The 26,043-nt window shown below is 72.0% G+C and carries 24 protein-coding genes; 11 read left to right on the top strand and 13 right to left on the bottom strand.

All coding sequences use genetic code 11. From position 1 onward, the window contains the following. Positions 1 to 198 precede the first annotated feature (198 nt). Positions 199 to 1,029: a sigma-70 family RNA polymerase sigma factor gene (locus ABZ370_RS24205; RefSeq protein ID WP_358624499.1), complete on the top strand. Its 831-nt coding sequence runs from the start codon at positions 199 to 201 to the stop codon at positions 1,027 to 1,029. A 122-nt stretch (positions 1,030 to 1,151) separates the two neighbouring features. Here ABZ370_RS24205 and ABZ370_RS24200 read toward each other — a convergent pair whose 3' ends face one another. Next, on the bottom strand, positions 1,152 to 2,330 hold the full coding sequence (locus ABZ370_RS24200; RefSeq protein ID WP_358624498.1) for a helix-turn-helix domain-containing protein: 1,179 nt from the start codon (positions 2,328 to 2,330) through the stop codon (positions 1,152 to 1,154). A gap of 495 nt (positions 2,331 to 2,825) precedes the next feature. Between ABZ370_RS24200 and ABZ370_RS24195 the strand changes: the two genes are divergently transcribed. The 4 genes from ABZ370_RS24195 to ABZ370_RS24180 all read left to right on the top strand — a co-directional run bounded on the left by ABZ370_RS24195 (position 2,826) and on the right by ABZ370_RS24180 (position 6,835). After that, a complete protein-coding gene (locus ABZ370_RS24195) occupies positions 2,826 to 3,566 on the top strand; it encodes a hypothetical protein (RefSeq protein ID WP_358624496.1) in 741 nt (246 codons plus the stop codon). After that, positions 3,563 to 5,077 carry an NADH-ubiquinone oxidoreductase-F iron-sulfur binding region domain-containing protein gene (locus ABZ370_RS24190; protein ID WP_358624494.1) on the top strand — a complete coding sequence of 505 codons (1,515 nt, stop codon included), beginning with the start codon at positions 3,563 to 3,565 and terminating at the stop codon, positions 5,075 to 5,077. The genes ABZ370_RS24195 and ABZ370_RS24190 overlap by 4 nt, the downstream gene beginning before the upstream one ends. A gap of 196 nt (positions 5,078 to 5,273) precedes the next feature. After that, the gene (locus ABZ370_RS24185; protein WP_358624492.1) at positions 5,274 to 6,251 is read left to right on the top strand and encodes an SCO0930 family lipoprotein; all 978 of its coding nucleotides are present in this window, start codon (positions 5,274 to 5,276) and stop codon (positions 6,249 to 6,251) included. Between the two features lie 83 nt (positions 6,252 to 6,334). Next, complete coding sequence (locus ABZ370_RS24180) at positions 6,335 to 6,835, top strand: hypothetical protein (protein ID WP_358624490.1); 501 nt, start codon at positions 6,335 to 6,337, stop codon at positions 6,833 to 6,835. 34 nt (positions 6,836 to 6,869) lie between these two features. Here ABZ370_RS24180 and ABZ370_RS24175 read toward each other — a convergent pair whose 3' ends face one another. Both ABZ370_RS24175 and ABZ370_RS24170 read right to left on the bottom strand, forming a co-directional pair. Further along, positions 6,870 to 7,547, bottom strand: a complete 678-nt coding sequence (locus ABZ370_RS24175; protein WP_358624487.1) for an HAD family phosphatase — start codon at positions 7,545 to 7,547, stop codon at positions 6,870 to 6,872. A 305-nt stretch (positions 7,548 to 7,852) separates the two neighbouring features. Beyond that, positions 7,853 to 8,713 carry a ScbA/BarX family gamma-butyrolactone biosynthesis protein gene (locus tag ABZ370_RS24170; RefSeq protein WP_358624484.1) on the bottom strand — a complete coding sequence of 287 codons (861 nt, stop codon included), beginning with the start codon at positions 8,711 to 8,713 and terminating at the stop codon, positions 7,853 to 7,855. 185 nt (positions 8,714 to 8,898) lie between these two features. Between ABZ370_RS24170 and ABZ370_RS24165 the strand changes: the two genes are divergently transcribed. Further along, positions 8,899 to 9,531: a ScbR family autoregulator-binding transcription factor gene (locus ABZ370_RS24165; RefSeq protein WP_358624481.1), complete on the top strand. Its 633-nt coding sequence runs from the start codon at positions 8,899 to 8,901 to the stop codon at positions 9,529 to 9,531. A gap of 25 nt (positions 9,532 to 9,556) precedes the next feature. Here the strand turns inward: ABZ370_RS24165 and ABZ370_RS24160 are convergent, their stop codons facing one another. The 9 genes from ABZ370_RS24160 to ABZ370_RS24120 all read right to left on the bottom strand — a co-directional run bounded on the left by ABZ370_RS24160 (position 9,557) and on the right by ABZ370_RS24120 (position 18,751). Next, positions 9,557 to 10,354, bottom strand: coding sequence for an endonuclease (locus ABZ370_RS24160; protein WP_358624478.1), 798 nt, complete (start codon positions 10,352 to 10,354; stop codon positions 9,557 to 9,559). Between the two features lie 149 nt (positions 10,355 to 10,503). After that, positions 10,504 to 11,202 carry an SDR family oxidoreductase gene (locus ABZ370_RS24155; RefSeq protein WP_358624476.1) on the bottom strand — a complete coding sequence of 233 codons (699 nt, stop codon included), beginning with the start codon at positions 11,200 to 11,202 and terminating at the stop codon, positions 10,504 to 10,506. Next, a complete protein-coding gene (locus ABZ370_RS24150) occupies positions 11,195 to 12,400 on the bottom strand; it encodes an exo-alpha-sialidase (protein WP_358624473.1) in 1,206 nt (401 codons plus the stop codon). The genes ABZ370_RS24155 and ABZ370_RS24150 overlap by 8 nt, the downstream gene beginning before the upstream one ends. Positions 12,401 to 12,475: 75 nt before the next feature. Continuing rightward, complete coding sequence (locus tag ABZ370_RS24145) at positions 12,476 to 13,495, bottom strand: aldo/keto reductase (protein WP_358624470.1); 1,020 nt, start codon at positions 13,493 to 13,495, stop codon at positions 12,476 to 12,478. Beyond that, the gene (locus ABZ370_RS24140) at positions 13,492 to 14,367 is read right to left on the bottom strand and encodes an ATP-binding cassette domain-containing protein (protein ID WP_358624467.1); all 876 of its coding nucleotides are present in this window, start codon (positions 14,365 to 14,367) and stop codon (positions 13,492 to 13,494) included. The genes ABZ370_RS24145 and ABZ370_RS24140 overlap by 4 nt, the downstream gene beginning before the upstream one ends. After that, positions 14,364 to 15,272: an ABC transporter ATP-binding protein gene (locus ABZ370_RS24135; protein WP_358624465.1), complete on the bottom strand. Its 909-nt coding sequence runs from the start codon at positions 15,270 to 15,272 to the stop codon at positions 14,364 to 14,366. The genes ABZ370_RS24140 and ABZ370_RS24135 overlap by 4 nt, the downstream gene beginning before the upstream one ends. Next, positions 15,272 to 16,240: an ABC transporter permease gene (locus ABZ370_RS24130; protein WP_358624464.1), complete on the bottom strand. Its 969-nt coding sequence runs from the start codon at positions 16,238 to 16,240 to the stop codon at positions 15,272 to 15,274. Before ABZ370_RS24130 ends, ABZ370_RS24135 begins: the two co-directional genes overlap by 1 nt. A 3-nt stretch (positions 16,241 to 16,243) precedes the next feature. Continuing rightward, on the bottom strand, positions 16,244 to 17,173 hold the full coding sequence (locus tag ABZ370_RS24125) for an ABC transporter permease (protein ID WP_358624461.1): 930 nt from the start codon (positions 17,171 to 17,173) through the stop codon (positions 16,244 to 16,246). Positions 17,174 to 17,176: 3 nt separating this feature from the next. Beyond that, a complete protein-coding gene (locus ABZ370_RS24120) occupies positions 17,177 to 18,751 on the bottom strand; it encodes an ABC transporter substrate-binding protein (protein WP_358624459.1) in 1,575 nt (524 codons plus the stop codon). Between the two features lie 171 nt (positions 18,752 to 18,922). Between ABZ370_RS24120 and pdxA the strand changes: the two genes are divergently transcribed. The 3 genes from pdxA (at position 18,923) to ABZ370_RS24105 (ending at position 23,693) form a co-directional block, all read left to right on the top strand. Next, a complete protein-coding gene (gene pdxA, locus ABZ370_RS24115; protein WP_358624457.1) occupies positions 18,923 to 21,406 on the top strand; it encodes a 4-hydroxythreonine-4-phosphate dehydrogenase PdxA in 2,484 nt (827 codons plus the stop codon). 50 nt (positions 21,407 to 21,456) lie between these two features. After that, positions 21,457 to 22,239, top strand: coding sequence for a DeoR/GlpR family DNA-binding transcription regulator (locus ABZ370_RS24110; RefSeq protein WP_358624455.1), 783 nt, complete (start codon positions 21,457 to 21,459; stop codon positions 22,237 to 22,239). A 485-nt stretch (positions 22,240 to 22,724) separates the two neighbouring features. Then, positions 22,725 to 23,693, top strand: coding sequence for an alpha/beta hydrolase (locus ABZ370_RS24105; protein ID WP_358624453.1), 969 nt, complete (start codon positions 22,725 to 22,727; stop codon positions 23,691 to 23,693). A 6-nt stretch (positions 23,694 to 23,699) separates the two neighbouring features. Here the strand turns inward: ABZ370_RS24105 and ABZ370_RS24100 are convergent, their stop codons facing one another. Further along, a complete protein-coding gene (locus ABZ370_RS24100; protein ID WP_358624451.1) occupies positions 23,700 to 24,290 on the bottom strand; it encodes an HhH-GPD-type base excision DNA repair protein in 591 nt (196 codons plus the stop codon). A gap of 243 nt (positions 24,291 to 24,533) precedes the next feature. Between ABZ370_RS24100 and ABZ370_RS24095 the strand changes: the two genes are divergently transcribed. Both ABZ370_RS24095 and ABZ370_RS24090 read left to right on the top strand, forming a co-directional pair. Continuing rightward, on the top strand, positions 24,534 to 25,319 hold the full coding sequence (locus ABZ370_RS24095; protein ID WP_358624449.1) for a SigB/SigF/SigG family RNA polymerase sigma factor: 786 nt from the start codon (positions 24,534 to 24,536) through the stop codon (positions 25,317 to 25,319). 58 nt (positions 25,320 to 25,377) lie between these two features. Beyond that, entirely contained in the window at positions 25,378 to 26,040 is a 663-nt protein-coding gene (locus tag ABZ370_RS24090; protein ID WP_358624447.1) for a dienelactone hydrolase family protein, read from the top strand. The last annotated feature ends 3 nt before the right edge of the window (positions 26,041 to 26,043 follow it).

Below are 26,043 nucleotides of genomic sequence, written 5' to 3'. Positions count from 1 at the left end.
TCTTATTCCCCCCCGTGTTGGTCGCGCCCCCCCCCGCGGGCGCGCGCGCCCCCCCCCCCCCCCCCCCGCCGCGCTGCGTCGCACCACCAGAGCGCGGGTGACGCGGCCGCCGACGATGCCGCCGGGCACCATCCCGGCCACCCCGGCCCCCCAGACCGTCCGGTCCTTCCCGCCCCCCGGGAGCCGGGCGGTCCGTGCGTGCGGGGGCTCTCCGCCACCGGCGCCGGCGCGCCCTCCGACCAGGAACTGACCGGCAGGCTCAGGGAGGAGTACGCCTCGGGCGCCACCAGCCCGGCCTCGGGCGACATCCTGTACCGCCGCCACCACCAGGCGACGCTCTCGTACGCCCGGACCTGCTGCCGGGCGCTCCATGACGCCGAGGACCTGGCCTCCGAGGCGTTCATCCGCACGTTCCAGGCCGTCCGGTCGGGCGGTGGCCCGCGGGGTCCGTGGCGGCCGTATCTGCTGACCGTCGTGCGTCATACGGCGCTCGAATGGAGCGAGGGCGAGCGTCAGATCCTGCTGACCGCGGACTTCGAGTCCTGGCGGCAGCACGCGCTCACCGCCGACCCCCAGTGGCATCTGGTGGCGCGGGAGGACCGTCAGCTGCTCATCCGCAGCTTCCGCAGACTTCCGGAGCGCTGGCAGACCGTGCTGTGGCACACCCTGGTCGAGGAGGAACCCCCGCAGCGCGTGGCGGCGTTACTGGGCATCTCCCCCAGCGGGGTCACCTCGCTGGCCTTCCGGGCGCGTGAGGGGCTGCGCGAGTCGTATCTGCAGGCCCATCTGGAGTCCGCGGCGAACGAGCGCTGCCGCCACTTCAGCGCCATGATCGGCGCCTCGGTGCGGCGTGGCGGGGTGCGTGGCCACGCGCTCGCGCGCCATCTGACCGAGTGTGCCTTCTGCGCCCACGCGTACAAGGAGTTACGGGGTCTCAACGCCGCGATGCGCACGGCGAACCCCACGGGCAATCCCACGGCGAACTCCACGGCGAATCCCACGGCGGCGCCCGCCGGGGCGAGGAAATGAGTCACTCACTCCCTCGCACCCGGCGGACGCCGCCGTGACGTATGTCTCCGTCATCTCGCCGAGCACGCACCGGACTGCCGGCCGCGATTCCGCGGCCGGCAGTCCTTTGTGTGCCGGTGTGGTCAGAGTCCGTTGACGCGTGCTTCCCGGGCGATACCCAGCGGACGGACGCCTGGGGCAGCGCCGGTACGGGGTCGCCGGTTCACCCGGGTCGCATGGCGCCGGATGCGGTCCATCTGCGCCATCAGCCTGCGGCCGCGCAGCGCCATCTCCAGCTCGAACCGTATTCGCGGGTCACGCAGGCCCGGGCCGAAGAGCTTCTCTATCTGGCGCAGCCGGTACCGCACGGTCTGCGGATGCACCTTCAGCGCCTTGGCCGCCTCGGGGGCGCCACCGCCCTCCAGCCAGGCCAGCAGGGTCATCTGCAGCCGTTCGCTCTGCCGGGGGGTCAGCCCGACCAGCGGCTTGAGCCAGCGCGAGGCCAGCGCCCGGACGAGGGACTCGTCCTGGAGCAGCAGCAGCATCGACAGATGGTCGTCGACGAAGAGCACCCGGGGGTCGGGGCCGCCGCGGCCGGGGGCCATGGTCAGCAACCGCCGGGCCCACCGGACCGAAGACGCCGCGTCGTTCAAAGGCACCACATGGCCGACGGAGGCGGTCCGGCCGCGCAGCGCGGCTTCCAGCGCGCCACGGACACCGGCGTCCACCGGCGCTTCCCGGTCCGGGTCCCGCTCGCCGTCCTGGAGCCGCTCCGCGCCCGGGTCGGGGACGGGGTCGGAGTCCGCGTCCGGGTCGGGGATCAGCAGGCACAGCTCGTCGCCGACGGCGCCGATGAGGGTGTCGCCCAGCACGGCGGCCAGTGGCGGCGCCTCGCCCGGGGTGGGCAGGGCGATGGCCTGGACCGTCTCCGGCAGCGGCCAGCGGGCCGCCCGGGACAGCTCGGCCAGCGTCCGTTCGGACACCGGGACTTCACCGATCAGGGCCTCGAACAGATCGCGCCGGGCCCGCTCGGGCGGGATGTCGGTGAGTTGTTCCTCGCCGTGGGAAGCCTCGGAGAGCGCCAGTGCTCCGGCGCCCTCCTCGCCCGGCTTCCGATGGCCGAGCGCGGTCAGGATCGCCTGCTCGACCTCCCCGCGGACCTTTTCACGCTCGGTGTTCTCCAGAAGGTCGGCGAATCCCGGGATTCTCTGCCGGAGGTTCTCAACCACCTCGTCGGCCAGGGAAGGGAGTTCATTGCGCAGCACGCGGGTCCACTCGCCACGGGGGCGGGACCAGATGCGGTTCACCAGTTCGCCCATCATTACCTCGTTCTTGCCGGGGGGAGGCCCGACCGTTGGGGGGTCGGTCGGACCCGTGGAGGTTGCCTCCGTCTCCGGTTCGTCCGGACCGGAAGAGGAGTCGAGGGTCCTCCGCTACCTCATAGAGGACCCCCGCCCCTACCGGTCCCGGTGCTTTGCCGGGTCTTTGCCATCGGGATGACAGTGGATCAGCCGAAGACGGTCTGGGCAGTGTTCATACACGAGAAGTTGTCACGTTACGACAAATCTTATGGAGATCACGTGTAGTTCCGAGAAGCTGCTGCCCCCAAGACGACTTTGACGTATCTCGTCATCCGCGCGGAACACGCGCGATCGGGAGGCTCCATGTCCATGTCCCAAACGCCTTCTCCCTCACAGGGGCGCCACGGGGGACGCCAAGCACCTGGAGGACGACGAGCCGCTCGCCGGACTCGGCGGGACCAGCCCGGTATCGGCTGGTCCCGGAACATCCGCATCTACGCTATCGTCGCGACCCTCGTGCTGTCCCTCATCGTGACGTACAACGCCGGTGCTTTCAGCCAGACCTTCGCGTTCCTCGACTTCGGCGCCGGGGTACTCGCCCTGGTCTGTCTGACCGCGGCGGTGCTGTGGGGACTCGCCGCGACCGACCAGATGATCTTGCACTCCAACCACCGGCTCATCGCCCAGGGCATCCACCGGGCGTCCGCGATCGCCGGCCTGCTCTTCCTCGGCATTCACATCTGGGTGAAGGTCGCGGAGAGCCATACGAACGCAGCTTCGATCGTGCTACCGTTCGCTGACGCAAAGCAGCCGGTCCTGATCGGGCTCGGAACCATTGCCGGTTACCTCTTCGTCATCGCGGCGGTGACCGGAGCGGTTCGCAGTTCGTTCGCCGCGGCGGGCAACTCCCGCTGGCGGTACCGGTGGTGGCGGGCGCTCCATGTGGGCGCCTACCCCGCCTGGGGCGCCGCCCTGGTCCATGGTCTGAAGGCCGGTCGTGCGGCCAAGATCTGGGCGACCTACGGCTACATCGCGGCTCTGGCCGGAGTGGCCATCGCGCTGTGGATGCGGCTCGCAGCCCGGCGCAGCCATGACGACGATCGAGGGGATGGCATCTCCGTGAGGAATCCGCCCGCCCGGGGCCTTCAGGAAGGCCGCACCCGGCGCGCCGCACCCACCGTGCCGCGCCCGCGCTCGGCCGACTCGGGCCGACGGGACGGCGCATCACTCGGTGCCTCCCGTGGGTGGGACCGGTGATCAAGACAAAACCCAGGCTGGCCTGTGTCGATCCGCCCCGGCTGCTCGCCGGGCTGGACGAGGCCTACCGGCTCGACCGGGTCGGCCACCTGACGGTACACGGCACCATGCCCGCCCTGAGGGCGGACGAACTCGTCGCGCTCGCGGAGAACATCGATCTCCGCGGGCGCGGCGGGGCCGGTTTCCCCTTCGCCAAGAAGGTCAGCGCGGTCGTCGAAGCGGCCGGACGCGCGGGTGGCCGGTGCAACGTGGTGGTCAACGGCAGTGAGGGCGAGCCCAGTTGCCTCAAGGACACCGCGCTGCTGCTGCACACCCCGCATCTGGTGATCGACGGCGCGACGCTGGCCGCCGAGGCGATCGGCGCCGAGGAAGTGGCCATCGCGGTGCACCGCGCGGACGTCGAGGAGTCGCTCAACGCCGCCGTGGCCGAGCGCGGCCCCAGCGGTGTCCCGGTATCGGTGACCCTCACCCCCGACCGGTTCGTGGCCGGTGAGGGCGGCGCCGTCATCAATGGCATCAGTGGCGCCCCGGCCATCCCCAACGGCCGGAAGATCCGGTCCAGCGAGAACGGTCTCGGCGGGCTGCCCACCCTGCTGTCCAACACCGAGACCTACGCCCAGCTCGCCGTCGCGGCGCGGATGGGCGCCCTGCCGTACCGCTCGGTGGGGCTGCCCACCGAACCGGGCACGACGCTGCTGACGGTCGGCGGCAAGTATGTGATGGAGACGCCGACCGGGGTGCCGCTGACCTACGTCCTGGAGCTGTGCGGGCTCTCCCCCGGCCAGGGTGTGCTGGTGGGCGGCTACCACGGCAAGTGGCTGGACCCGAAGGCCATCAACGCCACCACGATCTCGCGCGAGTCCATGAAGAAGTACGGCGCGCGGCTGGGCGCGGGCGCGGTGCTGCCCATCCCCGAGGACACCTGCCCGCTCGGCGAGACCGCGCGGGTGGCCCGCTGGCTGGCCGCCGAGACGGCCGGACAGTGCGGTCCGTGCTTCATCGGCCTGCCCGCACTCGCGGACGCCATCGGCCAGGTGGAGCGGGGCGGCGGCCAGTCGTCCATCGACAATGTGCGCGCGTACATCAATTCGGTGCGCAAACGGGGCGCGTGCAGCCATCCCGACGGTACGGCCGGGTTCGTGACCACGGCGCTGGACGCGTTTCCTGAGGAGTTCGAGGCCCATGCGCTCGGCTCGGGCTGCGGGCGGCCCACGATGGGTGTGCTGCCGCTGCCCGAGGAGTCCCAGCCGCTGGCCCTGCCGCCCGGTCCGGCGTCCGCGCCGCCGCGCGCGGACCGGCAGCAGCGGGGCCCGACGGAGAAGCTCCTGGTGGACTGGTCGCTGTGCCAGGGCCATGGGCTGTGCGCGGACATCCTGCCGCCCGACGTGCTGACACTGGGCATCGACGGCTACCCGTCCTCCGCCCGGATGGACGTGCCCCGCCAGCTGCGCGGCCAGGCGGTGCGCGCGGTGCGCCGCTGTCCCGCGCTCGCGCTGCGCATCGAGGAGTAGCCCGCACGGGAAGTCCCCCTGCCACGACGGCCGTTGCTCAACGGCCGTCGACTGCTGTGCGCTCACGCATCCGGCGTTTTTTGCGTCTGGTGACAAATTTTAAACCGTCTGAACGTCGGTCGACACGGGCTCCGTATGGACATGACGTCGGCGCCTTCACCGCCGGACACCGATAAGGATTTCGCAGGGAGTGGTCATGGAGAAGCGGCGTCAGATCGCATTCGCGGGAATGTCCGTGGCAGTGGTCATGCTGACGGCGGCGTGTGGCAGCAATGACACCTCCGCGGGCAGCGCGAACGTCCAGCCCGTGGGCGGCAGCAGCCAGACAGCGGGTGCCACGGCGTCGGCGGGTGCGGGTGCGGCGGCCGCGGGGGCCGGCGCCACCGGCGGATACGGCAGCGACACCGGCGCGGCGGCGGGCAGTGGCGGGAGCCAGACGGGTTCGGCGAAGCAGCTCGCGGTCAAGAGCGACGCCAAGCTCGGCAAGTTCGTCGCCGACAGCGCGGGCATGACCCTCTACCGGTTCGACGAGGACACCCCCAAGCCGGCCAAGTCCAACTGCAACGACGCGTGCGCCACCAAGTGGCCGCCGGTGCCCGCCGACGACGCCACCGCGGGTACCGGTATCGACGCCGCCAAGCTCGGCAAGGTCAAGCGCGCGGACGGCACCGAGCAGCTGACCCTGGAGGGCTGGCCGGTCTACCGCTACGCGGGCGACACCAAGGCGGGCGACACCAAGGGCCAGGGCGTGGGCGGCACCTGGAACGCGCTGGCCCCGGACGGAAAGCCGGCCGGCAAGAAGGCCGGGAGCGCCGCCCTGGAGCTGATGGTCAACAACAACGCCGACCTCGGCAAGATCATGGTGGACGGCAAGGGCATGACCGTCTACCGGTTCGACAAGGACAGCGCGTGGCCGATGAAGACGGCCTGTGTCGACGCCGCGTGCCTGAACACCTGGAAGCCGGTCAAGGCCGTCGACACCACCAAGGTCTCCGGGGTGGACGCCTCGAAGGTCACCTCCTTCAAGCGCCCCGACGGCAGCAAGCAGGCCGCCTTCGACTGCTGGCTGCTGTACACCTTCGCCGGTGACAAGAAGCCCGGGGACACCAACGGCCAGGGTGTGAAGGGCACGTGGTTCGCGGTCACCGACAAGGGCAAGAAGGCGGGCCAGTAGAGACGGCATGATGGTCCACCCCGGCGGGGGCCCGGAAGCGAGGCGCTCCGGGCCTCCCCGCCGGATGTCGACGGGAGGTTGATGTGTCACGCGCACTTCGTGCCACCGCGCTCTGCGCGGCAGTGCTGTTCGCGAGCGGGGTGGTGAGCGGCTGCGGTGGGAGCAGCCAGGCCGACGGGAAGAAGTCGGAGAAGGAGAAGGCACACGCCGCCAAGGAGCTGGGGAAGCCCGGGAAGCCGGCGGCCCTGACGCAGATCGCCGATGCCATCGGCTGCAAGGCGACCATCGTCACCGAGGCGGACGAACTGCGCCAGGGCAACTGCCAGTCCAGCAAGGGCGACCGCTACACCATGGTCACCTTCGCCACCGAGAAGGGCCAGAAGGACTGGCTGAACACTTCGAAGGACTACGGGGGCATGTATCTGGTCGGCGCCCGCTGGTCGGTCACCGGTCAGTCCTCGGGGTCCCTCAAGCCACTGCGTTCGAAGCTCGGCGGGGCCATCGAGCAGGGCTCGATGATGCACCACGGTGGGTCGAAGTCCCAGGGCGGTTCCACGTCCCACGACGGGATGAAGATGGACTGACCGGTGCCACGGTCCCTTCAGGTCTCTCCAGGCCTCAAGCCACCCGGGAATCGGCCCATTTGAGCAGGTCGGGATCGGCGAGCGTGGAGACCCACAGATCCACCGGCGGACGCTCGTCGACCGGTTTGCGCGGTCCCACGCCGAGCACCCTCAGCCCGGCCCGGGAGGCGGACAGGAAACCGCAGTGGGAGTCCTCCACCGCGAGCGCGTCGCCGGGGGCCGCACCGCACAGGCGGGCGGCCGCCAGATACACATCGGGATGGGGCTTGGGCCGCACTTCCCCGCCGGGGACCATCACATGGTCGAAGTAGCGCAGCAGCCCGGCCTTGGAGAGCCCGTCCTCGACCACGTCGCGCGGGCAGTTGCTCGCCACGGCGAGCGGTGCGAACGCCGCCGCCTTGTGGACGAGTTCGGCCGCACCCGGCATGGTGACCGGGTCGTCGGCCACCAGTCTGCGGAACGCGCTCAGCAGCTGCCGCGTCATCTCGTCGGCGAGGTCGGGGAGCTTGGCGAATTCGGCCAGCATACGGCCGCATTCGGTGTAGTGAAGCCCTTTGGTGCGCCGCGCGAACTCCTCGTCGCAGACGGCCCCGTAGTCCGCGAGCACCACTTCGCGGGCCTTTTCCCAGTGCCGTTCGGAGTCCATCAGCGTGCCGTCACAGTCGAAGACGATGGCGGCGGGGGTCCATGCGAGAAGCGTTTCTGCTGTCATCTGCCTGCCGTTCCAGGAGAGATGGGGGAATCGACGCAGGGGCTTGCCTGTGACCACGGGGGACAGCGCGGTGATTTCCTGGGCGGCGCGCTGTGCGCGGAATGCCGGGCGTGACGTGGAAAGTCGTTCAGGCGAAGAATTGCCTGCCCCGAAACATAACGATCACTACGTTAGTGAGATGACCCGGAGTAAGCAAGGGGTCACTCGGCGTCGGCGATTTGTTCGTCGCTCAGGGCGTTCGTAGTGCAATGCGTTCGTCGTTCGCTGTGTTCGTCGTTCGTTACGTTCGTCGTCCAGGTGTGCGGTCAGCCGTACTGGAGCACACCGACGGCCGTGCAGATGTCCGCCTGGCGCAGCCGGAAGACGCACGTTCTGCCGTGGGAGACGCACTCGACCACGGCGGGCGGATAGGACTCGGTGAAGCGGATCGCCTTCATCCGGCAGGCCAGGGGGCGGAGCAGCAGCCCCCCGCTGGCCAGCGCCGCGGCCTGCCGCGCGCTCTCCAGCAGCACGAGCCCCGGCACATGGTCGCTCCAGTGGTCGAAGAAGAACGGGTGGCGGGGGTCGGCGGGGTCCAGGTACACCACTCCCCCGTCCCGCACCACCAGCACGTCCCGGGCCGCCGTGACGCCCAATTGCCCTGGCGAGGGCCGTACGGCGGCGCGCAGTCGGCGCCGCGCGGTCTGGCCCGAGTGCGCGGAGCGGGTCTCCGCGTACGCGGTGCCGTCGAGGAAGCGGGCGGTGCCCCCGGCCCGCGCGAAGATCCGGCCACCGGCCCACAGGCCGACGTCGAGCCGCATCCCGGACACCAGCCGCCCGGAGGGCGGTGCGGTGCGGACGTCCGTCACGGCGATCCGGCAGGTGATGTCGGTCGCCCCGTGCGGGGCTCGGGGTTCGGTCTCCGGGTCGAGCCGGAAGGACAGGTCGCGGATCAGGAAGTGCGCGCCCGCGGGCACGGCGTAGTAGCGGGTCGGGATGTAGATCCCCAGTTCGCGCAGGGTTTCCGCGATCATCAGCGGATGGTGCAGGCCGTCCCCGCCGTGTGGGAACGTCGGATGGGAGCGGGGCCACTGGGCGGCCGCCTCGAACCGTCCGTCACCCAGCGTACGGACGTCGGTGAGCAGCACCTCGGCCACCGAAACCCGGTGCACGGCTTCACGTGCCACGGTGCGGGACCAGCTGAGCGGCCGACCGGTGGGACCGGTCGGCTCCGAAAGGCCGCGAGCGTCACGAACGATCACCATAAAATACTAATAATGTTTGACCTGTCTGTCCTCATCACCATCGGCGGCCGAAAGTCCGCTAAGTTCACTCCGTCACACCCGACCGGCTGATGAAGGACGACGAACACGTGCAAGAACGGGCCGAACAAACTCGCCGGTCTCTTCTGGAAGCGGCCGCATCCCTTTTCGACGAACGCGGATACGCCGGAACCAGCATCAGCGACATCACCGCCCGTTCGGGTCACACCAGTGGCGCGATTTATTTCCACTACACCAGCAAGGAACGGCTCGCCCTCGCCGTGGTGCAGGAACACTTCGCCACCTGGCCGCCCCTGGTCGGCCGGCACACCGGGCTCCAGGTGCCCGCGCTGGAGCAGCTCGTCCGGCTCAGCTTCGCGGTGGCCCGCGCCTTCCGCGATGACATCGTGGTGCGGGCAGGCGCCCGGCTGTGGACCGAGCGCTCCCTGATCGCGGCGCCCTTCCCGCCCCCGTTCATCGGCTGGATCGACGCCGTCGGGGCCATGCTGGAACGGGCCCACGGCGAGGGCGAGCTGGCCGGCCATGTCGATCCGCTGCCCGCCGCACGGTCCATCGTCTGCGCCTTCTTCGGCCTGCACACGGTGTCCGAGGCCCTCGACGGGCGGCGGCTCGTCGAGGACCATCTGGCCGATCTGTGGACCCTGCTGCTGCCCTCGCTGCAGCCCCGCCCCGGACACCCCGGCCGCACCGCCGAACTGCTGACGGCGGCGCGGGGGGCGTAAGGCGGGGGCCTGACGCGGGGCCGGGCTACTTCCAGATCTCGCCGACCCACTCCGGGTGGTCGATAAACGGGTTCCGGTTGTGCTGGAAGTCGTCGTAGATGACCTGGTTGCGCTTCTTCTCGAAGGTGTCCGGCGGGTCCTCGTCGCTCCACTTCTTGAGCACGGAGAGCCGCCCCATGTAGGGCTGGCTGCCGTTGTCGACCTTGTCGTTGGGCTCCAGGTCGGGGAAGCCCTCGCCGCCCTCGTAGCGGACCGACATGTAGAGGATCATCCGGGCCACATCGCCCTTGACCTGGTCGCGGGGCTCGAAGGAGTCGTCGTCGGTGCGGTTGCCCGGCGCCTCCTCCACCTCCGAGCCGCCCTCGTCGAAGTCCTTGTTGCCACGGGTGCTGTTGACCGAGACATCCGTCGGGCGCAGATGGTGGATGTCCGTGCCGGGTCCGGTGGCGGTGCCGAAGTCGCCGTGCGACTTCGCCCAGACGTGTTCGCGGTTCCAGTCGTCGGGGTTTCCGCCGTTCGAGTCCTTGCTCTGGGACCGGCCGGTGTAGAGCAGGATGACGTTCGCGGAGTTGTCCGGGTCCTCGTCGGTCTTCTTGAGGGCGTCCCAGACCTCGTCGTACGAGAGCTTGCTGACGTCCTTGCTGATGATCTGGTGCAGGGCGTCCTTCAGCGGCTCCCCGGTCTTGCCGACCGCGTCCTGGTAGTACGTGTCGTCATACGCGGTGCTGGTGGGCACGGCGGTGGCCGGGGTCTGCGCCGTGACGGCGACCGTCACGACACCGGCCAGCAGGGCCAGGGATTTCCAGCGGGTCACACGGGTCATGTGTGGTGTCCTCTCCCCGATTCACGACCGATTTACGACCGTTGTTCGAACCCCGAAAGCGTGACAGACACATGATCGTCCAATGGTGAACAAGGAGAGGAGGTTCCGTGACGGGGCCATGACCAAACGGCCTTCCGGCCGGTGGTGCGTCAGAGCGAGGCGCCCCCGCACATCACCAGCGTCTGGCCGGTCACCGAACCGCCCTCCGGACCCAGCAGGAAGGCCGTCAGCCCGGCGACCTCCTCGGGGCGTACGAGCCTGCCGAGCGGCGGAACGACGGGCGGGGTACGGCTGCGGCCCGGGTCGCGCAGCATCGGGGTGTCCGTCGGGCCCGGCGCCACCACGTTCACGGTGACCCCGCGCGGCGCCAGTTCGGCCGCCCACGACCGGGCCAGGCCCGTCAGCGCCGCCTTGGTGGCCGCGTACTGGCTCTTGCCGGGTACGCCGGTCATCGTCCGGCTGCCCACCAGCACCACCCGGCCCCCGTCCCGGACCCGGTCGACCAGCGCGTCCGCCAGGACGGTGGCCGCCTGCACGTGGATGCGCCACATGAGGGACCCGTCCTCGGCGTCCAGTTGGCCCAGCCGGGCCGAGCGCTGGACGCCCGCCGCGTGCACGAGGGCGTCGAGCGGGCCGTCCTCGGCCATCGGGGTGAGCGCCTCCGGCAGCTCCTCCGGCCGGGCCAGGTCGGCCGGGAGCCAGCGCAGCCGCTCGTGTCCGTGGGGCGGCGCCGTACGGCTGATACCGGTGACCCGCCACCCCTCGTCCAGCAGCCGGGAGACGATGGCGGCGCCGATACCGGAGCTGGCGCCGGTGACCACGGCGTGCCGGTGGCGGGGCTCAGGCATCGGCCGCCCAGTCCGGCCGGACGCGGACGTACTTGATGGCCTGGCGGTGGTACGTGTACGCGATGTGCAGCGTGCCGTCCGGGGTCTGCCCGATGGTGGGATACGACAGCTCCCGGTTGAGCCGGTCGCGTGAGTTGTTCGTCAGGCAGTGTCCGTCGCCGACGTCGAGATCGCGCCGTACCGGCCAGGTGCGGCCGCCGTCGGCGGAGAGCGCGAGGGTCATGGGCGCCCGGGGCGCGCCCCAGAAGGCCCCGGGGGCGTCCCCGGACCGCGCGGGTGCGGCGGCCGGAGCTTCGCCCGCCGCTCCCTCGTCGTCGATCTCGTCGTAGAGCGAGACCCGGCGGGCCGTCGCGTCGGCGCGGCTACTGTGGTTGTACACCAGCGCCAGCCGCCCGTCGGCGAGCGGGACGTACTGGACGGAGGAGTTGTTGTTGGGCAGCTCGGTGGGCTCCGGCTCGCTCCAGCTCTCCCCGCCGTCCGCGCTGTACGAGCGGTACACCGCGTCGGCCCAGCGGCTGCGGAACAGGGCCAGCAGGGTGCCGTCCGGGAGCGGGTGGACGTTCATGTGCACACAGCCCGTGGAGCCCGGTACGGGCCGCTCCCGCCAGGTGCGGCCCTCGTCGTCGCTGATCATCACCGCGCTGGTGTCATGGTCGCCCACCCACTTGACGCCGGGCGTGGCCACGCAGTGGAACACCGGCAGCAGCCACCGCCCGTCGCCCAGTACGGCGATCGGCTGACGGATGAACACCCCGCCCCCGCCGGTGGCCGGGAAGAGGGTGCGCGGCGCGCCCCAGGTCTCCCCGTTGTCGTCCGACACCCGCACCCGGACCTCGGCGGTGTCCTGGTTGCCCGCCTGCTGGGCGGTGTAGAGCAGCCACAGCTCACCGGCCGGGGTGGGGAACAGCAGCGGGTTCTGCTCGGAGCGGGCCGGGTCGTCGGAGAGCCGGACCGGTTCCGACCAGGTGTCGGCGGCCGGTGCCAGCCGGGAGAACCACACGGAGATGTCCGGCACGCCCTCCTGGGTGCCGCCGAACCACACGCAGCCGAGGTCGCCGCCGGGCAGCACGGTCAGGTTGGCGGCGTGGTTCTGGACGGCCGGTGCGGGCAGGAACGCCTCCTGCCGCGCCGGGTCGCCCGGCCGTGGCCGGACCCGGCCGTCCGTCAGCGGTATCGCGGTGTCATGGTCGGCGGTCATGGTCGCCGGGCTCCTCATGGTGTGCGGTGATACGGGGTCCGGGGGCGGAGCCCCCGGATCGGGAAGGGGCGCGGCTTACCTGTTGTACGGGGGCATCGGGCCCCTCAGCCGGGTGCCCACCTCGTCGCATGCCGCCACCACGTCCTGCGGCAGCGGTCCCGCGGTGGCAGCGGCCAGGTTGGCGCGCAGGTGCTCGATCCGGGAGCCGCCCAGCAGCAGCGCGTCCACGCCGTCGCGGCCCAGCAGCCAGCGCAGCGACAGGTCGGTGAGCGGGATGGACGCCTCGTCCGCGATCCGTCCCAGGTCACGGACGGCCTCGAAGAGCCGGGGGTCCCAGTACCGCTTCCGGTACATCGCGGCGAGCTTGGAGTCGCCGAAGCGGCCGGACTCGGGGGCCTCCTCGAAGGTGTGACGACCCGTCAACAGGCCGCCGCCGAGCGGGTTGTAGACCATCGTGCGCAGGCCACTGGTGGCCGCGTACTCCCGGTACTCCTCCTCGACGCGCCGGGCCAGCAGGTTGTACAGCTGCTGCGCCACCACCGGGCGCGGGGCGCCGACCCGGTCGGCGGTGTGGGTCAGCTCGGCGATCTGCCAGGCGGCGAAGTTGGAGACGCCCAGGGCGCGGATCTTGCCCTCGGCGACGAACTCGGCGACCGTGCCCAGCGTCTCCTCCAGCGGGGCCCTGCGGTCGGGCTGGTGGAGGTAGAAGAGGTCGACGTGGTCGGTGCCGAGGCGGCGGAGGCTGCCTTCGAGGGCCGCGCGCATACCGCGCGCGGACAGCGGGGAGTGGTCACCGGCGTCGGCGTGCGGCATCCCGGCCTTGGTGGCGAGGACGATCCGGTCGCGTCGGCCGGGCAGCAGCTCGGCGAGGATGGTTTCGGTGACGCCCCCGACGTAGGCGTTGGCGGTGTCCACGCCCGTCACCCCGGCGTCGAGCGCGGTGTCCAGCATCGCCTCGGCGCCCGCCCGGTCCACCGTGTCGCCGAAGGTCATGGTGCCCAGCACCAGCCGGGACAGCGGCACCGGGGCCCCGGGCACGGTCACCCCGCCGGGCGACGCCTGGGAGGTGGTGTGGGTCTGCGCGTGCGCGTTCACTGCGTTGCTCCAGATGTTCGGTGATGGTCGTCCTGACCACGATCATGGCCCTGGTCGGTCGCGATCGCGGACACCAGGGCGCGTGGCTTGCGTCCCCGCATCGTCGCCGGGTCGAGCGCCGCGCGCCGCAGCGTCCTGGTGTACGGCTGGGTGGGCGCGGCGAGCACGTCCGCGGTCGGTCCCGATTCGACGATCCGCCCGCCGCGCATCACCACCACCTCGGAGCTGATCTCCCGGACCACTCCGAGGTTGTGGGAGATGACGATGTAGGCGAGGTTCTGTTCGGCCTGGAGTTCGCGCAGCAGCTGGAGCACCTGGGCCTGTACGGACACGTCCAGCGCGGACGTGGCCTCGTCGCACACCAGCAGCTCGGGCCCGCTGGCCAGGGCGCGGGCGATGCCGATCCGCTGGCGCTGACCGCCGGAGAACTCGGCGGGGCGCCGCTGGAGGGCGCTGGTGGGCAGGCCCACCTGGTCGATCAGCTGGGCGGCCCGGCGGCCGCGCTCGGCGGCGGACCGCGTCCCGGCCAGCCGCAGCGGCTCGGCCACGATCTCCTCGGCGGTCAGATGCGGGTCCAGTGAGCCGTACGGGTCCTGGAAGACCATCTGCACCCGGCGCCGCAGCGGTCGCAGCCGCCGCTCGGGCAGGGTCGCGATGTCGGTGCCGTCGAGCAGGATGCGGCCTTCGGTGGGGCGCAGCAGCCGGACGAGGGAGCGGGCGATGGTGGACTTGCCGCAGCCGGACTCGCCGACGATGGCGAGCGCCCCGCCGGGTGCGACGGTGAAGCCGACGCCGTCGACCGCGCGGAACACGCCGCCCGGTACCGGGTATTCGACCACCAGGTCCTCGACGGCCAGCAGGGGTGTGGTCATGGCGACGCCTCCTCGGGGGACGCGGTAGCGGGGGTTTCGTCCCAGGGGCCCAGGGTGGGGACGGCGGCGAGCAGATCGCGGGTGTACGCCTCGGCGGGGTGTTCCACGATCTGTTCGACGGGGCCGGATTCCACGAAGCGGCCGTCGCGCATGACATGGATGCGGTCGGACACCAGCCGGGCCACCCCCAGATCGTGGGTGATCATGAGGATGCCGATGCCGGTGCGTTCCTGAAGCTCCATCAGGAGGTCGAGGACGCCCGCCTGGACGGTGACGTCGAGGGCGGAGGTCGGCTCGTCGGCGATCAGCAGCTCGGGTTCGGCGGCGAGCGCGATGGCGATGAGGACGCGCTGCAGCATGCCGCCGGAGAACTGGTGGGGGTAGGCGCCCCACCGGGTCTCGGGGTGGGGAATCCGTACCCGGCCGAGCAGTTCGATGCCCTTGGCGCGGGCGTCGGCGCGGGACAGCTCCGGGTGGCGGATGCGCAGCGCCTCGCCGAGCTGGCGGCCGATGGTGTGCACCGGGCTGAGCGCGGTCATCGGGTCCTGCGGGATGAGGGAGACGCCGCGGCCCCGGATGCGGCGGGCCGCGCGGGGGTCGGCGACGACGTCGACGCCCCGGACGCGGGCGGTGCCGGAGAGCACGGCCAGCCCTTCGGGCAGCAGCCGCAGCAGGCCCATCGCGGTGGTGGACTTGCCGGAGCCGGACTCGCCGATGAGGGTCACGGTCTCGCCCGCGGCGAGGGTGAAGCCGACGCCGTCGACCGCGCGGACCACGCCACGGTCGGTGATCAGCTCGATCTGCAGGTCCTCGACCTCCAGCAGCGGGGCTTGCCGGTCCCGCGTCGCGTTGCCCGTCGCTCCGCTCATCGCGTCACGCGGCGCGTTTCTCGTCGCGTCGCTCATCAGGAGCCCTCCGTCGTGCGTCGGCGGGTACGGTCGCGCAGCCCGTCGCCCAGCAGGTTGACCCCGACCACCAGCAGCGCGATGACGAGACCGGGCAGGGTCACCAGCCACCAGGAGGTGGTGATGTAGTCCTGGCCGTCGGAGATGATGCGCCCCCAGGTGGCGAACGGCCGCTGCGGCCCGGCGCCGAGGTAGCTGAGCGCGCTCTCCAGCAGGACGGCCTGGGCGAGCAGCAGCAGGACGACCAGCGACGCCTGGCGGACGATGTTGGGGATGATGTGGCGGGTCAGGATGGCGACCTGGCGCAGCCCCAGCACCCGGGCGGCGGCCACGTACGGTTTCTCCCGCTCCACCAGTACCAGCGAGCGGGTCAGCCGGGCCACTTCGGGCCACTGGGCGATGGCGATCACGCAGGTGATGACGGTGACGGACGGGCCGAACAGGGCGACGACGAGCAGCAGCATCATCAGCAGCGGCAGCGACATCTGCGCCTCCAGCAGCCGGGAGACGATCGCGTCCACCCAGCGGCCGAAGTATCCGGCGGCCGCGCCCGCGACGATGCCGATGAGGCCGGAGACGAGGACGGCGAGCACACCGATCGACAGGGACACCTGGCCGCCGTGCAGCACCCGGGAGAGCAGGTCGCGGCCGAGCTGGTCGGTGCCGAAGAGGTGGCCGTCGGCCAGCGGGGGCAGCCGCCGCCGGGAGAGGTCCTGGTCGTTCGCGCCGGACAGGGGCAGCACCTGCGCGAGGGCGACGGGCACCACCACCAGCAGGGTGCACACCGCACCCGCCCACAGCTTGAGGCTCGCACTGCGGCGGCGCCGGGTGGCGGTGGCGCGGGCCAGGTCGCGGGCGGTGACCCGGCTGAGGCGGGGCCCGGACGCGGCCTGGGCGCGAGCGGGAGACCCGGCGGGGCCCGGGGAGCCGGTGGGGGTGGAGGCCGGGGGTTCGAGGGCGCCTTTCATCTCTCAGGCCGCCTTTCCCAGGCGTACCCGCGGGTCGAGCAGCGGGTAGGCCAGGTCGATGAGGAGTTGGACGAAGACCGCCAGGGCGGCGGTGACCAGGACGGTCGCCTGGATCAGCGGGTAGTCGCGGGTCTCCAGTGCGCGGACGACCAGCGAGCCGACGCCGGGCCAGCCGAAGACCACCTCGACCACCACGACGCCGTTGAGCATCGCGGCGAATCGGGTGCCGAGCGCCGTGAGCACCGGAATGGCCGAGTTGCCCATGGCGTAACGCCAGGTCAGGGCGCGTTCGGAGACACCGCGGGAGCGGGCGGTGATGACGTACGGCGAACTGAGCGCCGCGACCATCTCGCGCCGCACCAGCCGGGAGATGAGCGCCATCTGGAGGGACGCCACGGTGACGGCGGGCAGCACCAGGCCGCTCCAGGTGGTGAAGCCGGAGGCGGGCATCACCGGCCATAGCACGGCGAAGACGGTCAGCAGCATGACGCCGATCCAGAAGTCCGGCATGGACTGTCCGGCGATGGTCAGCACATTGGCGCCCAGCTCGCGCTTGGTGTCGGCGCGGCGGGCCATCCACACCCCCAGTGGCACGGCGACCACGGTGGTGAGCAGGATCGCGGAGAGCGCGAGGGTGATGGTGTAGGGGACCCGGTCGAACACCACGTCGAAGGCGGGCGCGTGGAAGGAGTAGCTGGTCCCGAGGTCGCCGGTGAACAGATCGCGCAGGAAGACGCCGTACTGGGTGAGCAGGCTCTGATCCAGCCCGAACTGTTCACGGATTCGGGCGAGATCCGCGCTGCTGGGGTTGGGTCCGGCCAGGGCGGCGGCCGGGTCGCCGGGTGCCATGCGCACCAGGACGAAGACGGTGGAGAGGGTCAGGAAGATGGTCAGGACGCTCTGGCCCAGGCGGCGTATCAGATAGCGCGGCACGGCTCAGCCCTCCAGGCGCGCGGCGGCGAGGTCGTAGGAGTTGAGCTGCAGAAGCCGTACGTCCCGGACCCGGGAGCGGCGGGCCAGCACCACGTCGGGGACGAAGGCCCACAGACAGGGGCGGGTGTTCCAGATTTCCTTCTGGACGGCGGCGAGCTTGGCGTTCCGGGTCTTCTCGTCGGTTTCGGCGGAGGCGTCGGCCAGCCGGTCGGCGATCTGCGGGAAGACGTAGCCCTGGTAGGTGTCGCGGGTCTTCTCCTTCTCCGGGGTGCCGCCGTACATGCCCTGAAGGCTGGTGGAGGCGTGGCCGGTGGGGACGGAGAAGCCGTTGCCGAGGACGTCCCAGTCGCCGCGGCGGCCCTGCCGCCACTGCTGGATGTCGCCGCCGGGCTCGAACTGCTGGAGGGTCGCGCGGACTCCGGCCGCGCGCAGCATCTCCAGGACGGCTTCCATCACCGAGGTGTCGCCGGGGAACTCCCCCGACTCCCAGATGATTTTCACCTTGAGGTCACGGTGGCCGAGCGCGGCGAGCTGCTTGCGCGCCTTGCCGGGGTCGTGGACGTAACCACCGGTGCGTATCGCGCCCTTGAGCGCGAGCGGGACCACGCCCTCGGCCTGCTGGGCGGAGCCGGTGAGCACATCGTCGACGAGGGACTTGCCGTCGATGGCGTAGCTCAGCGCCTCGCGCACCCGCGGATCGGCGAGCGGATGGCCGCGCGGCTTGCGGAAGTTGAAGAACAGCTGGTTGACGCGGGTGCCGGTGGTCCGGTCGAGGCGTACCCCGGGCAGTCCGCGCAGCTGCTCGGCCGAGTCGGGGGTGATGGTGTCGATGACGTCCAGCTCACCGCTGCGCAGGGCGACCACGCGGCTGGACTCCTCGGGGACGAAGCGGACCCGTACCCGGGGGGTGGCGGGGTGCCGCCCCCAGTACCGGTCGTTGGCGGCGAGCGCGTACTCGCCGGTGCCGGAGTTCGCCGAGGTGACCACGTACGGTCCGGAGCCGACGCCACCGGACAGCTCCTCGGGCCGGTTCTTGGCGGCCGGGCTGATGAGGATGTTGGCCATCAGCTGGTCGAGGATGGGGACGGGGCGCTTGGTGTGCAGGTAGAACGTGCGCTCGTCCACCGGTTCGAGGGCGGGCCGCTCGGGGAAGAGCCCCACGATGAACGAGCCGTTGACGCCCCAGTACATCTTCAGCGCGGTCGCCACGTCCTTGACGGTGACCGGGCTGCCGTCGGAGTAGCGCACTCCGGCCCGCAGCCGCACCGTCCAGCGGGTGGGCTCGGTCATCTCGAACCGGTCGGCGAGCACGAGCTCCGGCAGGAGCCCCTTGCCCATCCGGGTCAGGCCCTGGCGGACCGCGCGCTGGACCGTGACGGCCGCGTCGAATTGGTTGAGCTTGTTGTCGAGGCTGACCAGGGAACGGTTCAGCCCCAGGCTGATGGCACCGGGACCGGGGCCACCGGTGGGGCCCGCGCACCCGGCGAGCGGGGCGAGGGTGAGACCTGCGGAGACGCCCGCCCCGAGGCGGAGCACGGACCGGCGGCTGACGTCCGTAGCGTGAGGGATTCGGGTCATCGTTGACCTCTCGGCGGTTCTAGGTGTCGCGGCGGTCACCGTGACATGGCTGCGCGCTTTACGCAATACCTCTCGCGCGGTTCGCGCAACGTGTGTCATCATCGAGACCACGGAGACAGCGTGTCCGCCGTCTGCCCGCTCCCCCTGTCATGGCCATTCAAGGAGGTACCGGTGGAGATACCGCCCTTCCGGAGGCTGCTGGCCATCGCGGACGACCTGTCCGGCGCCGCCGAGACAGCCGCTGGACTGAGATCGCGCACAACGCGCAGTCAGGTCCTCCTTCTTGGGCCTTCCGGGGCACGTCCCGAGGAACCGGCCGCGACGGACCCGCACGCCGTGACCGTCCTGGATCTCGACTCGCGCCACCTCCCCGCCGAAGCCGCGGCCGACGCGGTGCGCGCGGCGCTGCGGTCCGTGTCCACGTCGGCGTCCACGTCCACGTCCACGAGCGACACCCTGGTCCTGAAGAAGATCGACTCACTGTTGCGGGGCAATGTCGCCGCCGAGGTCGCCGCGCTGGCCGCGGACGGCACGGGCGTGATCGTCGCCCCCGCCCTCCCGGTCGCCGGGCGCGTGGTGCGCGCGGGCGTGGTCCACGTCGGCGGAGTGCCGCTGCACGAGGGCGATGCCTGGCACGCCGAGGCCACGTCCCCGCCGTCCTCGGTGGCCGGGGCGCTGGGCGGGCTCCCCACCGAGCCGATCCCCCTCGCGACCGTGCGCGCCCCGCGCCCCGCCCTCCTGTCCGCCCTGCGCGCCGCGGTGGCGGCGGGCCGGGTGGCGGTCTGCGACGCGGAGACGGACGCCGACCTGGACGCGATCGTCGAGGCCGCCCTCGCCGACGGCCCCCACCCCCACCTGGTGGGCACCGGCGGCCTGGCCACGGCCCTGGGCCGCCACCTGACAACGGCAGACTGGCCCACCACGCTGGACGCCGGTCCCACCACGGCGGACAGCGCCACACGGGCGGACACGGCGACGCGCCCCGAGACCGTGGCGGCGGCCGCGCACGCGGAAGCCGCAGCGCGCGTCGGCACCGCCGCGCGCCCCGGGACGACGGACGCGGCACCGTGCGGGGAAACCGCGCCTCCGGCCGAAGCCGTGGCGGCGGCCGACCCGCCCCTGCTGGTCGTCGTCGGTACGGCCGAGCCGGGCGCCGTCGAGCAGGTGCGCCGACTGGTCGCCGACGGCGCCGTACACATCCCGCTCGACCTCACCGGCCTGCTGGCCGATCCGCCCATGGCCGCCCTGCCCCCGCCGACCGCCCCGGTCACGGTCGTCACCATCGCCCCGGCGGCCGGTCCGCGCGGCGCGGCACCCGGCCCCCCGCCCGCCCGGCGGTTGGTGCGGGCGCTGGCGCGGGTTGTCGCCGGTGCGCTCGGGGCGGGCGGTGGGCGGGGGGACCTCGTCCTGACCGGTGGTGAGACCGCGCGGCAGGTCCTGGACGCGCTCGCGATCACCCGGCTCGACCCCGTCGGGCAGGTGCACCACGGCGCCGTACAACTCCGCACTCCCGACGGACGATCCGTCGTGACCCGCCCGGGCAGCTTCGGTGATCCCGATTCCCTGCGTCATATCGTCCGGGCGCTGCGCCCCCACACCCGAACGGAAGGTCCGTCCATGCCGCCCAAGAATCCCTCCACGAACCCGGAGCCCACCGGTCCGCTTCCGCTCATCGCGGTCACCATGGGCGACGGCGCGGGCATCGGGCCCGAGGTGATCGTCCCCGCCCTGCTCGCCCCGGAGACGCTGCGGCGCTGCCGTCCGGTGGTCGTCGGGGACGCGGAGCGGCTGCGGCAGGCGGCCCGGCTGCGCGCCATCGCGTGCGAGATCGTCACCGTCGGCGCGCCCGCCGAGGCCGAGTTCACTCCGGGCCGGATCAACATCATCGACCTCGGGCTGCTCCCCGCCGAGCTGCCCTGGGGCGAGCTGTCCGCGGTCGCCGGGGACGCCGCGTACCAGTACATACGGGCGGCCGCCCGGCTCGCCATGGACGGTGAGGTGCAGGGCATCTGCACCGCGCCGCTGAACAAGGGGGCCCTGCACGCGGCCGGGCACATCTTCCCCGGCCACACCGAGCTGCTGGCCCATCTCACCGGCGTCGAGGAGGTGTCGATGATGCTGGCCACCCCGACGGTGAAGGTCATCCACGTCACCACCCACATCGGGCTCATCGACGCCGTCAACAGGATCGAACCGGGGCTGGTCGAACGGACCGTGCGCCGCGGCCACGACGCGATGGTCCGGGCCGGGACCCCGGAGCCGGTGATCGGGGTGTGCGGCATCAACCCGCACGCCGGGGAGAACGGGCTGTTCGGCTACGGCGAGGAGGAGGAGAAGATCGTGCCCGCGCTGGAGGTGCTGCGCAAGGACGGCATCGACGCCCGCGGACCGCTCCCCGCCGACACCGCCTTCTTCCTGGCCGGGCGCGGCGACTACGACCTGATCGTGGCCATGTACCACGACCAGGGGCACGGTCCGGTGAAGGTGCTGGGTCTGGAGGCCGGGGTCAACCTCACCGTCGGCCTCCCCGTCATCCGCACCTCCGTCGACCACGGCACCGCGTTCGACATCGCCGGTACCGGCAAGGCCGACGCCGGTAGCATGATCGAGGCGCTGCGGCAGGCCGCCGAGATGTCGCCCTCGCCCACCCGCTGAAGCCATGTGACCGAGTAGATCGAGAAGGACGAGAAGATCGAGAAGGACGAGTGACATTGCCGGTACAGGGAGCGCGGGCCCGGCGCGACCAGATCGTCCACCTCGCGACGACCACGGGCCTCGCCAGTGTGGAGGAGCTGTCCCGCACCTTCGGGGTCACCGCCTCCACCATCCGCCGCGACCTCGCCCAGCTGACCGCCGACGGGCGGCTGGCGCGGACGTACGGCGGGGCGATGGCCCTGGTCGCCCACCCCGAGGCGTCGCTGCGTCAGCGCACCGGCGAGGCGTTCGACGCGAAGCGGGCCATCGCCCGCTGGGCGGCGTCGGCCGTCCGCACCGGCGAGACGGTGCTGCTGGACGCGGGCTCGACCGTCGGCGCCCTCGCCCATGAGCTGCGCACGGCCGAGGGGCTGACGGTGGCCACGACCGGGCTCACCGCGCTGCAGGAGCTGGCCGACGTGGAGTCCGTGCGGGTCGAGTGCCTGGGCGGGACGCTCCGGCCGCTGAGCCAGAGCTTCCTGGGCCCGCTCGCCGAGGCGGCGCTGGAGCGGATGACGTTCGACCGGGTCTTCCTGGGCGCCGACGGAGTGACGGCCGAACACGGCATTTGCGAGGCGGATCTGCGCCAGACCCGGCTGAAGGAGCTGATGGCCCGGCGCGCCGAGAAGGTGTACGTGCTGGCGCACGCGGCCAAGATCGGCCGGCGCCCGTTCCACACCTGGATACGGCTGCCACCCGGCTGGACCCTGGTGACCGACGGCCGCGCCGACCGGGAGGAGATCCTGGCGCTGCGCGCCGCGGGCGTCGAGGTCATGATCGTGGACACGGACTGACGGCGCGTACGGCGTCCCGCGGCGTACGGTGGGAGGCCCCGGGGCCATGCGTGGCCCTTGCGAAATCGGGCACCCGCCCCGCAGGGCACCCGCCCCGCAGACAGGACGTGGCCACCGTCTCACGAGCATTGGGAGGACACCGTGGCACGGCACACCGACCCGACTTCCACCGCCGCCGGCGCGACGCAGCCCGACCCCGCGCCGCCGAACCCGACCCCGTCGCCCGGGCCGGGCGGTCCCAAGCCGGGGCCCACGCCGGGGCCCGTTCCCGGACCGCCGCCGCCCCCCACCCCGGGGCCGCCTCCGGGCCCGGCACCGGACCCGGTTCCCCAGCCCCCGGGCCCCGATCCGGTCCCCGACCCCTCTCCGGCGCCGGGCCCGCTGACCTGAGCCGAAACCCACTCCTCCCCCTGCTGGCGTAAGCGGAAGGGTGCGGGCGCGGGCGCGGTGAGATGGTCGAATCCCGGACCGTCGAGGAGCTTCAGATGCCGCGCACCGCACCGCCCCACCCCGTACTGGAGCCCGCAGCCGCCGCGCTCGCCGAGGCCACCGCGAAGCCGCCGTACCTGTACCAGATGTCGCCCGCGGAAGGCCGCAGGACGGTCGACGCGGTGCAGTCCGGGGAGGTTCCCAAGCCCGAGGTGGACGAGGAGTGGATCAGCGTCACCGGGATTCCGGCCGGTGGGGTGAAGGCGCGGATCGTCCGTCCGCCGAATGTCTCCGGAACCCTTCCGGTGATTCTCTACGTGCACGGCGCGGGCTGGGTGTTCGGCGACGCGCACACGCACGACCGGCTGGTCCGGGAGCTGGCGGTCGGAGTCGGCGCGGCCGTGGTGTTCCCCGAGTACGACCTCTCCCCCGAGGCCCGCTACCCGGTGGCCCTGGAGCAGTGTTACGCGGTCGGGCAGTGGATCGTGGCGCACGGCGAGGGCGCCGGGCTCGACCCGCGGCGGCTCGCGGTGGCCGGGGACTCGGTGGGCGGCAACATGACCGCCGCGCTGACGCTGCTGGCCAAGGAGCGCGGCGACGTCTCCCCCGTCCAGCAGGTGCTGTTCTACCCGGTGACCGACGCGAACTTCGACACCGGCTCGTACGACCAGTTCGCCGACGGCTACTACCTGACCCGCGAGGGCATGAAGTGGTTCTGGGACCAGTACACCACCGACCCCGCGCAGCGGGCCGAGATCACCGCCTCCCCGCTGCGCGCGGACCCCGGCCAGCTCACGGGGCTGCCGCCCGCGCTGGTCATCACCGGTGAGGCCGATGTGCTGCGGGACGAGGGCGAGGCGTACGCGAGCAAGCTCCGGGACGCCGGTGTGCCGGTGACCGCGCTGCGGATGCAGGGCATCATCCATGACTTCCTGATGCTCGACGCGCTGCGCGACACCCATGCGGCACGGGCCGCGCTCACCCTGGCCGTGGACACCCTGCGCGACGCGCTGGGCACGGCCTGACCCGGCTCAGCTCCCGGCGCCGCCCGCCTTGGCCTGCCGCTTCATCTGCTGCTTGTACGAGCGCACCTTGTCCAGCGACTCGGGCCCGGTGATGTCGGCCACCGAGCGGTACGAGCCCTCCTCGCCGTACGGCCCCGCCGCCTCGCGCCAGCCCTCGGGCCGCACCCCGAACCGCTTGCCGAGCAGGGCCAGGAAGATCTGCGACTTCTGCTTGCCGTAGCCGGGCAGGGCGTTCAGCCGCTTGAGGAGTTCGGCGCCGGTGGGGACGTCGCGCCACACGGCGGCCGCGTCACCGTCGTAGTGCTCGACCAGGTACTGGCACAGCTGCTGGACGCGCTTGGCCATCGATCCGGGGTAGCGGTGCACGGCCGGTTTCTCCGACAGCAGCTCCGCGAACCGTTCCGGGTCGTACGCGGCGATCTCCTGAGCGTCCAGGTCGTCGGCGCCCAGCCGCCGCGCGATGGTGTACGGGCCGGTGAACGCCCATTCCATGGGCACCTGCTGATCGAGCAGCATCCCGGTCAGCAGGGCCAGGGGGCTGCGCGCGAGCAGGGCGTCGGCCTCGGGCTGCTGGGCGAGGCGAAGGGTGGCGTCCATCCCCGGCGGATACCCACCGCTCCGGCGCCGAATCCCCCGGTGTCGCAATTCCCCCCAAAGGCGCAGGAAAGGCAGGGCGATTTAGCCGAATTGCACGACCTTGGGGGGCATGCGAGCCTGGTGGCGACCGCAGAACCGACCGTGAAACCGATCGCCCTCAAGAGAGCGGGACCTCACCGCATCACCCGCATCACCGCTGTGCCGCGGGCTGGCCGTGACATCGGACCACGGAGGCGAGTGACCATGTCAGCAACCGCGACTCGCCGCCGACGCCACGACGACACCCCCGACACCGGCGGCGCGTTTCTGCGCATGTCCCGGCTGCCGTCCGGGCCCGAGCGCGACGCGCTCCGCGAGACGATCATCTGCGAGTGGCTGCCGGTCGCCAAACGTCTGGCGCTGCGGTTCCGCAACAAGGGCGAGAACATGGAAGACCTCACCCAGGTCGCCTCGCTGGCCCTGGTGAAGGCCGTCGACCGCTACAACCCGGACCTCGGCCACGCCTTCCCCTCGTACGCGATCCCCGTCATCACCGGCGAGCTGAAGCGGCACTTCCGCGACTACCTGTGGACGCTGCACATCCCGCGCAACATCCAGGAGGTCCGCTCCCGCACCCGCTCGGCGCGCGACGCGCTGGAACAGGAGCTGGGCGGCCGTACCCCGACCGTCGGGGAGATCAGCACCCGCACCGGCATGCCGCAGGAGGACGTACGCGCCGGGCTGGAGGCGAGCGCCTCCTGCACCCCGCTGTCCCTCAACGCCGCGGTGCAGGGCGCCGAGGAGCGGCTGCTCGCCGAGACGGTCGGCGCGGACGACGCCGCGCTCGAACGGGTCGTCAACCGGGAATCGCTGCGGGTTCTCATAGCAGACCTATCCGAACAGGACCGCTACGTGCTCTACCTGCGGTTCTTCGCCGGGCTCTCGCAGAGCCAGATCGGCGAGATCCTCGGCTTCTCGCAGATGCACATATCCCGTCGGCTGTCCCGGCTCTACAGCGAGCTGCGCCAAGGGCTGCTGGCCCACGCGTAACCCACGTGGCCGCCGCGCTCCCCCGCCGCAATCCCCGTTCCCCCGGCAGGAGGTGCCGATGCGCTCCGAGACCGCCCGTATCGCCGCGGACGACGCCCTGCTCGTGGGCGATCTGGCGCTTCCCGAACCGGCCTCCGCCGTGGTGGCCTTCGCCCACGGCAGCGGCAGTTCCCGGCACAGCCCGCGCAACCGCGCGGTGGCCGGGGTGCTGCAGCGGGCGGGGCTCGCGACGCTGCTGTTCGACCTGCTCACCGACGCCGAGGAGCGGGTGGACGCGATCACCGCGGAGCACCGCTTCGACATCCCGCTGCTGGGGCGGCGGCTGGTGGCCGCGGTCGACTGGCTCGCCGGGCACCCCGCCACCGGCGGACTGCCGGTGGGCCTGTTCGGCGCCAGTACGGGCGCGGCGGCCGCCCTGACCGCCGCGGCGGAGCGGCCGGAGCGGGTGCGGGCCGTGGTCTCCCGGGGCGGCCGCCCCGACCTGGCGGGCGGGGTGCTGAACCGGGTGGGCGCGCCGGTGCTGCTGGTGGTGGGCGGCGACGACCATGAGGTGCTGCGGCTGAACGAGCAGGCCGCCGCGATGCTGGCCGCGCCGCACGAGGTGCACGTCGTGCCCGGGGCGACCCATCTCTTCGAGGAGCCCGGGGCGCTGGAGCAGGCGGCGGAGGCGGCGCGGGACTGGTTCGCGCGGATGGCCGAGCAGCGCGGCGCCACACGCTAGATA

Source organism: Streptomyces sp. NPDC005962, from assembly GCF_040629205.1.
In the GTDB taxonomy this organism is placed as follows: domain Bacteria; phylum Actinomycetota; class Actinomycetes; order Streptomycetales; family Streptomycetaceae; genus Streptomyces.
Note: the sequence above shows the minus strand (reverse complement) of the source record. Positions and strands in the feature narration are given on the sequence as shown.